The following is an 11,644-nucleotide window of genomic DNA, read 5'->3' as shown; positions in this document are numbered from 1 at the left end:
GCGAGGGGTGAATATGGATACAGACCGAAGCGGCGAGCCTGACCAGGCTGGTCGCGTCACGACCGAAGAAGGCGTACATCCGACGCTCGACGCGGTCCATGCCGCGCTACAGACACCGCTGGCGTCGGCCGTGCCCGCGATGGTTCTGCTGGTCGACGACCAGGCGATCGTTGCCGAAGCCGTGCGTCGCGCGCTGGCGAACGAGGACGGTATCGACTTCCATTACTGCGCCCACTCCGACGAGGCGATGTACGCCGCGGTGCAGACGCGGCCCACGGTGATCCTGCAGGATCTGGTGATGCCCGGCACGGACGGGCTCACGCTCGTGAAGGCGTATCGCGCCAACCCGGCGTTACGCGATGTACCGATTATCGTGCTGTCGACCAAGGAAGAACCGGTTATCAAGAGCGCGGCGTTTGCTACCGGTGCGAACGATTACCTCGTGAAACTGCCCGACCGCATCGAACTGGTCGCGCGTATTCGATATCACTCGCGCTCGTATGTGAACCTGCTGCAACGCGATGAAGCGTATCGCGCGTTGCGACAGTCGCAGCAGCAACTGCTCGAGGCGAATCTTGAGTTGCGGCGGCTCACGCATTCGGATGGTCTGACCGGACTGTCGAACCGGCGCTATCTCGACGAGTATCTGAGCGCCGAATGGCGACGCGGTCTGCGCGATCAATCGGAGCTGTCGCTGCTGATGATCGATGTCGATAACTTCAAGCTGTACAACGATACGTACGGGCACGTTGCCGGCGATGAAGTGCTCAAGCAGATCGCGGCGACGGTCGAAGGGTGTCTTGGACGTGCCGGCGATCTGGCGGCGCGTTTTGGTGGCGAAGAGTTCGCGGTGGTGTTGCCGGGGACGTCGACAGGTGGCGTGAAACTGCTTGCCGAGAAGATCCGCGCCGGGATCGAGGCACTGCAGTTGCCGCACCGGCAATCGTCGACGGGGGACTACGTGACGATCAGTATCGGCGGTGCAACGGTCGTGCCCGAAGTGGAAGCGGCGACGACTTCGCTGATCGAAGCCGCCGACGTTGCGCTGTATCAGGCGAAACGGGATGGCAAGAACCGTGTGGTCGCGAATGCGGATCCGCATGCGATGCGGGATTAGTGGGCGGATTTGATCTGGGCTCGCGCGTGCTGACGCACGAGGAGCGTGAGCGCATCGTCGAGATGTATGCGAAGGGATATCGGTCGCGGGCGTTCAGCGACGTTGTTCTCGATAACGCCGGCGTGTCTGCTGAAGAGACGGCGGCGTGTATTGCAGCGTATCTGGTGGACGGGCGCCATTGAGGCTTGCTTTACTCGCTCGACACTCCGCAAGTTGTCGTGCGCCGCTTTGCTGTCTGAAAAATGGCGTAAACGCACTTCCAGCCTTATTCATAGATCCCCCTGCTGATGCTCGTTTGCTAACGGTACTTCACGCGTTGGCAATTGTTCACAAATACCGTTCGCGGCTTCGATACGCTTACGCGCAGACCAGAACCTGCGCGTGAATCGCACGCCGTGAATAATGAACAAGAACTGCTATCGGGTTATCTTCAATCGCGCTCGGGGCGCGCTCATGGTGGTGCAGGAGAATGGCCTGGCGCCGCACGCCGCGGGCGGTCGCCGTGCATCTGGTGCGCTGGTTGTTTCCGCGATACTGCAGGCAACACGGTGCCCGATAGCGCTGGCTGCCATGCTGCTTCTGGGCGTGCCAGCAAGCGCGGTGGCCCAGATCGTTGCCGCGCCCGGTTCCGGCGCGCACGTAATCCAGACACAGAACGGCTTGCCCCAGGTCGACGTGGCGCGTCCCTCGGGTGCGGGGGTATCGGTCAACACCTACAATCAGTTCGACGTGCAGAGGGCCGGCGCGATCCTGAACAACTCGCCTACGATCGTGCAGACGCAACAAGCGGGTTATATCAACGGGAATCCGAACTTCGGAGCGAATGACGCGGCCAGGATCATCGTCAACCAGGTCAACAGCAATAATCCGTCGCAGTTGCGAGGGTTTGTTGAGGTTGCAGGTCAACGTGCGGACGTGGTGATCGCGAATCCGTCGGGACTGGTTGTGGACGGTGGTGGATTCATCAATACAAGTCGCGCGACGCTGACGACCGGGATACCGTTCTATGGGGTAGATGGCTCGCTTGCTGGTTTCAACGTCAATCGTGGTCTCGTCACGGTGGTGGGCTCGGGGCTGAATGCGTCGGGTGTCGATCGTGTCGATCTCATTGCGCGGGCAGTAGAAGCGAATGCCGCGATCTACGCGAATCACCTGAGCGTTGTTACGGGCGCGAATCAGGTCAACCATGGCACGTTGGCGACCTCGCGCATTCAGGGCGAAGGTGCGGTGCCCGCCGTCTCCGTCGATATCGGCCAGCTCGGCGGGATGTACGCGAACCGGATTTTTCTGGTCGGTACAGAGGGTGGTGTCGGTGTTCGCAACGCCGGCACGATCGCAGCAGACGCGATGGGCCTGACGCTGACAACCGAAGGCCGGCTCGTGCAGACGGGCACGATCAGTGCGCTCGGCAACGTTGCGGTATCGGCGGCGGGTGGTATCGAGAACAGCGGTACCACGTATAGCCGGCAGTCGGTGTCGTTGAACACTAGCGCGGATGCGGTGAATTCCGGCACACTCGCCGCCCAGCGCCACGTGAGCCTGAATGCAGGTTCGCTCAATTCGACGGGGTCGCTCGGCGCGGGTGTGGACAGCGATGGCGTGCTCACGCAAGCCGGGGAGCTGCAGCTCACAACAGCGGGTCGGTTGAGCGCGACGGGCAGGAACCTTGCGGGCGGTAACGCGACGCTAAAAGGCTCCGCGGTGAATCTTGCTGGCAGCACGACGGCCGTGAACGGCAACCTGTCGATGACCTCCACGACCGGCGACGTGAATCTCACGAATGCGACGACGAGTGCCCAGGGGAGCGTCACGGTGAACGCGGCAGGTGCGCTCGTCAATGACTACGGCAAGGTGTCGGGTCAGCAAGATGTCAACGCGACCTCCGGACGCATATCGAATGTCGGTGGCACGCTCGAATCGCAAGGTGCGATGCAGCTTCAGACCGGCGCATTCTCGAACAGCCAGGGCACCGTGCAAAGCGGCGGGGCGCTCACTGTCACAGGCAGTACGATCGACAACAGCAACGGCACGCTCACTGCGACGCAGATCGGTCTTGTCGCAGGGGCATTGTCGAACGCTCACGGTGTGATCCAGGCTCGCAACGAACTCAAAGCGACCGCCGCCGGTGCGATCTCGAATCAGGGCGGCAAGCTCGAAAGCCTGAGCGACGACGGTACGTTGAGCGTCACGGGCGCGAGCATCGATAACACGTCCGGACGAATCGTCAACGCGGGCACCGGCACAACGCAGATCGACGCGGGCACGCAACTCATCAATACAGGTGGTACGGCGGGCGGGAACGGCGATGTCGCCGTGCACGGCGCGTCGATCATGAACACCGCGAAGGGGCAACTCGTCGCGGGGGACAACCTGACGTTCGGAAACGCGAACCAGATCGTGAACGACGGCGGCAACCTGACGGCGGGCGGTACGTTGAGCATGCATCGCCCTACGTCGACCTTCTCCAACGTCGGCGGCACCGTCAACGCGGCACACGTCAATCTCGATACCGCGCGCCTCGATAACACCGGCGGCCAGATCGGCAATCTGGCCGGTTCCCCAGGTAACGTCTCTGTCCAGACGGGGACCCTGACGAATCCGGGCGGCGCGATTACCAGTACACAGGACCTTATCGTTACGGCCGGTGTGCTCATGGGCGACGGCAGACTGACCGGTGGCCGCGATACGACCGTGAGCCTGCAGGGCAACTATACGAACGACGCTGCGAACCTGATCACCGCCAATCGCCATCTGACGTTTTCGACGACCGGGCAACTGACCAATACCGGCAGGCTTGCATCGGCCGGCAACATGACGATCAACGCAAACGGGATCGTGAACCAGGCAGGCGCGATGCTCGCGTCTGGTAACCCAGGAGACGATTCCAGCGGCATGACGACGCTGGATGCAGGTCCGGGCGACATCGACAACGCGGGCAGTATCGACGGCAATGCTGTCACGACGAGCGGCAACATACTGACCAATACCGGTGCGATCATCGGCGGCACGCTGACGCATACCGCCGGCACCATCGTCAACGACGGTGCGAAGGCGGTCATTGCGGGTGCGAACCAGGTCAATCTCTACGCATCGGAAACGCTCACCAGTCAGCACGGCGCGACGATCGTCAGTCTGGGCGATATCAACATTGCAAGGGACGGGCAGAAGGATGCGAACGATAAGCTGGTCAACCAGACCGGCACCGTCAACAATCTCTCGTCGACGATCGAGGCGGGCGGTCAACTGAACGTCGCGGCGAACCAGTTGAACAACGTCCGGCAGGATATCCAGACGCAAACCGATACATCGAGTTCGACATCGACGATGTCGGAGTTGCCGTGGTGGACACCGCAGAACGCCAATATCGTGATGCGGGACGCGTACTACCTGAATCCGGCCGACATCGTGTCCATCACGCCCGTCGTGACGCCGGACGGTTTTGTCGTCCAGAAGGTCGTGGCAAACCTGCCTTCCAGTGTTTCCGCATTCCAGTGGCGGCAAAGCGGCCTGACGTATTCACAACCCAATGGTGGCTCGCGCGTCGAGTTCCAGAAGGATTCCCGCCTTACACCAGACGCAGGCCAGGTCGTGCTGTACGCATACAGTGTTCAGACCGGGCAGTCGAATCCCGATCACGCGGGCGGTACGGCATGGCCGCAATTCTCGAAGACGACGACGGACAACCAGCAGGGGACGACCACCTATTCGAATCAGTACGGCAATTGCACGTCGGCCTGTACGCGCATCGAGACCTATCCGCAATACACCGATCCGACGACGCTGATCCAGAAGGACACTGAGCAACGCCGGGGTGGCAGCGGGCCGGGTTCCTACCCGGTCGAAGTCGAACGGATTGCGACCCGGACGGTGGCGCAGACCACGCTGTCACCGACGAACGGTGCTGCGGCACTGCTGACCTCGGGCGCCGCAATGAATCTGACGGTCGGTACGCAACTGCACAACGACAATGGGACGATTGCAGCGGGCGGCGACCTGCGCGTCAACGATCAGGCGGTGCCGGACGACGGCAGTCACGCCATGATCAGAAACACGTCGACGCAGCTGTCGACCACCTACTCGTTCCAGAACAGCTCTGGATACGGCAGCCCGTGGGCGAGCGATCCGACGGCGCCCGCCCAGTGGACCACATGGACGAGACCATCGATCACGCTGCCGACAGGTATCGCGGGCGGTACCATCACGAGCAATCAGACTGTCACCATCGATGCCGGCAGCATTGTGAATACGAGTGTGCCGGCAACGACTGGCCCGACAGGCGCGAGTGCGGTTGTGCTGGGGCTGACAGCGGCGACGCTCGCGGGTGGACAGTCGACCGGCCCGGGCGGAGCGATCAGGACAGTCGACGGCGCACGCACTACCATGCCGAACCTGGCGTTGCCGCCTGGCGGCCTGTTCACGCTCGTAACGGCTCCAGAGCAACCGTATGCGGTCGTCACCGATCCACGCTTCACACGCTATAGCAGCTTCATTTCGAGTGACTACATGCTGTCGCAACTGGGACTGGATCCTGGCGCAATAGCAAAGCGTCTGGGCGACGGTTACTACGAATCGCAACTCGTGATGAACCAGATCACGAACCTGACCGGCAAGCGGTATCTCGCAGGCCACTCGAGCAACGAAGCCGGATACCGGCAACTGATGACCAACGGCGCTGTATTTGCCAGACAGTTCGGCCTCGCGCCCGGCATCGCGTTGACCGATGCGCAGATGGCGGCCCTGACAACCGATATCGTCTGGCTCGTCAATCAGACTGTCACGTTGCCCGACGGAAGCGAGCAGACCGCCCTCGTGCCGCAGGTGTATCTGTCGAAGCCGGGCAACCTGGACCTGTCGCCGACCGGCGCGTTGATCGCGGGCGACGCGGTCGCTCTCAAGGCCCGCGACATTCTCAATCAGGGCGCAACGGTCGCCGGCACGCGCGATACGGTGCTGCTGGCCTCGAACGACATCCAGAATCTCGGTGGCACGATCTCCGGTGACAATCTGGCGCTGGTCGCCGGCCGCGATATCGTCAACCAGTCGATCACCGGCACCGAAACGACACACTTCGCGACGGGGACATCGACCCACACGTCGATTGCGGCGCTGGGTCAGCTGACGGCGGGCAGCAATCTAATGATGCAGGCCGGAAACGATATCGACGTTCGGGGCGCGCGGGTGTCGGCCGGGCAGAACCTGAGTGTCATGGCCGGAAACGCGGTCAACGTCGGGACGGTCGCGACAGGTTCGAGCGTGTCGACGCAGACCGATGCACGCAATACCCGGCAGCAGATCGATACGGCGCAGGTTGGCAGTGTGCTGCAGACAGGCGGTAATCTGGGCGTGACGAGCGGTGGCGATATCGGCATCACAGGGAGCACGCTGAAGTCGGGTGGCGACATGCTGGTGGCCGGCTCAGGAAATGTGACGATCCAGGCGGCGAAGGACAGCACGTCGACTCGTCTGAATGCCGCCGCCGGGAAGAACTGGAGCGTCGATAACCGGACGCTCGAAACGGGCGTGGGCAGCCGGCTGTCGGCGGGCGGGAGCGCGACGGTGCTCGCGGGTGTGCAAAGGACATCGGATGGCATGTTGGTGCTGCCTGAAGCATCTATTGGCGAGCAGAAAAACCTGGCGGTGACGGGATCGGGCATTGCGGCGGGAACAAACGGCGCGGGAAATGGCGCCGTTAGTCTCGGTGCGAGCGGCGACGTGACGATCGCGGAGATGCGTACCCGGGCAGACGGTAACTCGGCAAGCCACGCCGAGTCGCGCAATCCGCTGTCACGCAGGTCGACCGATAGCGCACGCGGCTATGCGGGCGATAACGCGAACGGCTCGCTGGTGTCGGGCGACAGCGTATCGATCCATAGTGGCAAGGATATCAACGTGACCGGTAGCGCGGTCGTTGGTACGGGCGATGTTTCGCTGGACGCCGCGCGGCGCGTGAATATCCTCGCAGCGGAAGACCGCAACGATTCGTCCGCGTATTACGACAGGAAGCGGTCGGGTCTGATGGGTTCGGGCGGGTTGGGTTTTACGATCGGTTCGACGCAACAGAAGGCACAGTCGGACAATCAGGGCGTTCAGCAGAGCCAGCGGCGCAGCGCGGTGGGGAGTGTGCAAGGCAACGTGTCGATCAAGGCCGGGGAGAACGTTCACATCGGCGGCAGCGACGTTATCGCCGGCAAGGCGGCGGACGATCCGGCGGATGCGACGGGTAACATCAGGATTGCTGGCCAGAAGGTCACGATTGATCCGGGCCAGGACGACGCCCGTGCACACGACCAGCAGGAGTCGAAGTCGCGCGGCTTCACGGCTGCCATTACGGGCACGCCGTTCGATGCGGTCCGAAATGTGCGCGATAACGCGTCGAGTGGTAACGGGTTTCAACGTGCTCACGGCGTCGTGACCGAGGCTGGCGCGAGCATGCTCGACGTCCCTTCGATTGCGCTGACCTATGGTCGCAGTGAAAGCAGCAGCGTGACCGACAGATCGAGCCGGACGAATGCCGGTAGCGCGATCCGTGGTGCGGGCAACGTTACCGTGATCGCCACCGGTGGCTCGGAGAGGGACACGCAAGGGCATGCGACGGACGGCGATATCACAGTGGTGGGTTCTTCGATCAGCGCAGGTGGCAAGACGCTGCTGGACGCGAACCGGCGTGTCACGCTGGCAGCGTCTACCGATCAGTATCAGCAGAACACGCACTCGAGTAGCTCGAGCACGAGCCTCGCGCTCCTGTCGTCGCCCAGCCTCGGGAATGTTGTGCGCTGGATCAGCGGGACGGCGAATAACGATGGCGTCGGCCTCTCGCCATACAACGCGAGCCGCGAGAATTCGGACGGCAACCTGTCGGGAACGCGCCAGACCGCAACCGTTGTATCCGGCGACAGCGTGACGATCCGCGGCCGCACGGGCGACGTGAACGTCATCGGCTCGGGCGTGAGCGGCACACACGACGTGAAGGTCACAGCAGACCAGGGCGCAGTCAATGTGCTCGCGGGACTGGAGACGAATCGGAGCCACGAGGAATCGAGCAGCCGCCGGATCGGAAATCTCGGCAGCAACGGTACGTCCACGGGCTTCAGCGTTGGCGTGTCGAACAGCCGTAGCGTGCAGGACAGCGCGAACCAGATGCAGGGCACGATGCGCAGCCAGATCGCAAGCGCGAGCGGAAACGTAACGCTCGATGCGAAGAAAGATCTTACGGTGACAGGCTCCGACCTCATGACAAGCAAGGACCTGAAGCTGCAAGGTGAGAATCTGCATCTCGATTCGGGCACAGACAGGACGCAGAACAGCATGAGTCAGCACGCGAGCCAGTTTGGTGTCAGCCTCGCGCTGGGCGGAGCAGTGGGCAATGCAATGTCTGCCGTGAACCAGACGATGGGCAATCCGGCGCGCGGCGACGATGCGCGACTTGGAGCGCTCGACAAGACGCAGGCGGCGCTCACCGCCTACAACGCAACCAGGGTGGCGCAGGCATTCGATGCGGGCAAGTCGACTGCGCAGCCGCTCGTGAAGGCGACGGCGAGTGTGGGTGGTGGGGTGTCCAGCAGCGAGTCGCGCAGCAGCGCGCTGGCGAACGCAGGTAGTACGCTCACGGCGGGCGGGAAAGTCAGCCTGATTGCGACGGGGAGCGGTGCGAAGGATGCCGATGGCTTTGCGACCGACGGCGATATCGACGCGCGAGGCACGCGCATCTCCGGCAGGAACGTGGTGCTGGACGCGGCACGCGACATCAACCTGCAGAGTGCAAAGGACACGACGCAAATATCGAACTGGAACAGCAGCAGTGGAGGCAGTATCGGGATCGGCGCGAACCTCGGTGGCCAGCAGAACGGCTTTACGCTGGAGCTGGCCGCAAGCGCGGCGCGCGGCAACGTCAGCGGACAGAGCGTGACGAACCGCGACACGGTGGTGTCGGCGGGCGATACGCTTACGGTGAAGAGCGGCCGGGATACAAACCTGCGCGGTGCGCAGGCGACAGGGAACCGTGTGGTGTCGGATGTCGGTCGCGATCTGAACATCGAGAGTCAGCAGGATACGGCGACGTACGAGAGCAGGCAGACAGGCGCTGGACTCCAGATGAGTGTCTGCGTGCCGCCGTTCTGCCTGGGTCAGACGGTGAACGGCAGCGTGAATGTCAGCCAGCAGAACATCAGGGCGACGTTCGCATCGGTGAACCGGCAGAGCGGGATTTTTGCGGGCGATGGCGGGTATGAGGTCAATGTCGGTAACCATACGCAACTGGATGGTGGCGCGATCGCTGCGACGGCGGGCGGGGATAGGAACAGCTTCTCTACGCAGAGCTTCGGTTATACGGACATCGAGAACCGTGCGAGCCATTCAGGCAGTGCGGTGGGGTTCAGCGCGAGCGGCGGTGTTGGCAACAGTTCGTCGAAGGGGATCAATCTGAATACGCCGGTGACACAGGCCGGGGCGATGAGTCCGGGGCCGGTGACGGCGAATGGTCTGGGGCCGGTCGGGTTCTCGGCGGCAGGCACGGGCAGCGATGTGACCGGTACGACCTACGCGACGGTGAGCCCGGGCAGCATCACCGTTCGCGGCGATGCCGGTACGGGTCATGACAGCGCGGTGGGCCTGAACCGTGACATGTCGATTGCAAACGGCGCGGTGCAGAACACGTTCGATGCGCGGAAGGTGCAGAACGATCTGGCGGTACAGCAGGCGGCGGGTCAGGTCGGGATGCAGGTGGTGGGTGAAGTCGGGAAGCACCTCACGGATAAGGCTGCTGAGGCTGTGAAGAAGGCGAGTGACGGGCTGACTGCGGCGCAGGCGTCCGGTGACGCGGCGGCGATTTCGAAGGCGCAGGCGGAACTGGATACGGCTAACCGGCAATACGCGATGTGGAACGGGGACAGCGCGAGCCGGGTCGGTGCTCATTCGATCGTCTCGGCTGCAGCGGCGGCGCTGGGTGGTGGGAATGTGGCGGGTGCGGTGGTCGGGACGGTTGCTGGAGACTATGCGGGTGCGGCTGTGGGGCAGATGGCGGGGAACACGCTAGGCGGCACGCTGCTGACGAATCTTGTAACGGGTGCGGCCGGTGCGGTGGCTGGTGGGGTAGTGGGTGCTGCGGCGGGGGTGATAAGTGGTGCGGGTGGGGCGTTGAGTGCTGATCTTTACAACCGGCAGTTGCATCCGGATGAGCAGAAGTGGATCAAAGACAATGCAACGCGATACGCAAGGCAGCAAGGCGTTTCGGTTGACCAGGCGATTAAGGATCTGACGGCACAGGCAGACCGTCAGGTGCAAAACGGCTCGCCGGGAGCATGGAATCAGAGCGCGAGTGAGTTCCTGAGTCAGGCGCATGGGATGCTGCCGGCTGATGGCAGCAGTGGACCGGGCTATATGTTCTATGCGACGCCCGACCAGAAGGCGAATCCGAACATGTATGCGGGTTATTACTCGAACGGCGCAGGGCCGAACCGACCGGCTGCAGGTGATATAGCGAACTCGGTCAATCGCGACGCTGCGTATCGTGATGCCTATACGAAGGGGACGATTGGAGCCGCAATACTCGCGGGCGGTATTGCTGTCGCGGGACCGGTTGCAGCGTTACCGGGCGTACCAATCTTCAGTTCGGGCGGGGCATTGGGTTCAGGAGCGTGGGCGTCGCCGGTGGGCACCGGCGCGATTAGCGCGGGAATCAATGCAGGTGCGCAGTATCTCCAGAGCGGGACGGTCAATCCGGTGGATGTGGCGACCAGCTTTGGTACCGGCATGGCCGGCGCATATGGCGGACTTGGGTGGAATGTATTTGTGAATGGCGTGGGCGGTGCGGCAGGTACGGCGGTCAATAATGCAGTGTCTGGCAAGAACGATAGCGTTGCAGGATCGGCCTTTGCCAGTGGCCTGCTATCCAGTCTTGGTTATGGTATTGGGAAGCTTGGTGAGTCTGGGGTCAATGCCGTCCGTAAGCCCGGCATCAATAGTCCGAGCTGGGTATCGCCAGGATCGTGGTCTGGTAGCGGATGGAATTTGTTTGCTCCGAATACCTTTGCCCCTATCGGGGGAGCTATTGGTGGCGCATCAGGACAGGAGGTAATTGACGGTGTCTATCAGCAGATGCAGTCTCAGCCGTCTAGGGCAAAGAAATGATAAAGCGATTACTCTCTGCACTGGCCTTGTTCCTTCTCATCTGCATTCCGGGAATGGCGATAATTTGGATGGTCGGCGCTTACGTGAGTTGCTTCTTCGTTAGTGGCTGCTATCAGAAATTGGGAATGGCAGGCGTGCTCGGGGCAGTCAGTATAAAAAGCATTCTGGTAAAGGGAACGCTGCTTGCGATCACTTTTACGCTGCTTGCTTGGCCGAAGATTCGCCAACCATAGCGATATATAGACAGCAAACCAGGTGGTGGCCGGGTTTGCTGTCTATAGGTGTTGTTCAGTTCCGTTTGCTGCATCTTTGCACGCATGGTATCGGCCTTTGGCCCAGTCATGTAGCCACGTTCGTCCTCGGCAACAAGTTTCCGTTAGCCGGGCCGGCAATCGCGCAAGC

3 protein-coding genes are annotated in these 11,644 nt (G+C 62.2%); all 3 read left to right on the top strand.

Annotation, left to right across the window (positions count from 1 at the left end):
- Positions 1 to 13: 13 nt before the first annotated feature.
- Positions 14 to 1,117, top strand: a complete 1,104-nt coding sequence (locus M0D65_RS21830; protein ID WP_301718812.1) for a PleD family two-component system response regulator — start codon at positions 14 to 16, stop codon at positions 1,115 to 1,117.
- A 26-nt stretch (positions 1,118 to 1,143) separates the two neighbouring features.
- Positions 1,144 to 1,299: a hypothetical protein gene (locus M0D65_RS21825; RefSeq protein WP_266254524.1), complete on the top strand. Its 156-nt coding sequence runs from the start codon at positions 1,144 to 1,146 to the stop codon at positions 1,297 to 1,299.
- A 220-nt stretch (positions 1,300 to 1,519) separates the two neighbouring features.
- Positions 1,520 to 11,242 carry a hemagglutinin repeat-containing protein gene (locus M0D65_RS21820; RefSeq protein ID WP_266254522.1) on the top strand — a complete coding sequence of 3,241 codons (9,723 nt, stop codon included), beginning with the start codon at positions 1,520 to 1,522 and terminating at the stop codon, positions 11,240 to 11,242.
- Positions 11,243 to 11,644 lie beyond the last annotated feature (402 nt).

It is taken from the genome of Paraburkholderia sp. CHISQ3 (assembly GCF_030464945.1).
Taxonomy (GTDB): domain Bacteria; phylum Pseudomonadota; class Gammaproteobacteria; order Burkholderiales; family Burkholderiaceae; genus Paraburkholderia; species Paraburkholderia megapolitana.
Note: the sequence above shows the minus strand (reverse complement) of the source record. Positions and strands in the feature narration are given on the sequence as shown.

What these genes read in the sequence shown, in the direction of transcription:
- M0D65_RS21830 (WP_301718812.1), top strand. Translation starts at nt 14, where the DNA reads ATGGATACAGACCGAAGCGGCGAGCCTGACCAGGCTGGTCGCGTCACG.
- M0D65_RS21820 (WP_266254522.1), top strand. Translation starts at nt 1,520, where the DNA reads ATGAACAAGAACTGCTATCGGGTTATCTTCAATCGCGCTCGGGGCGCG.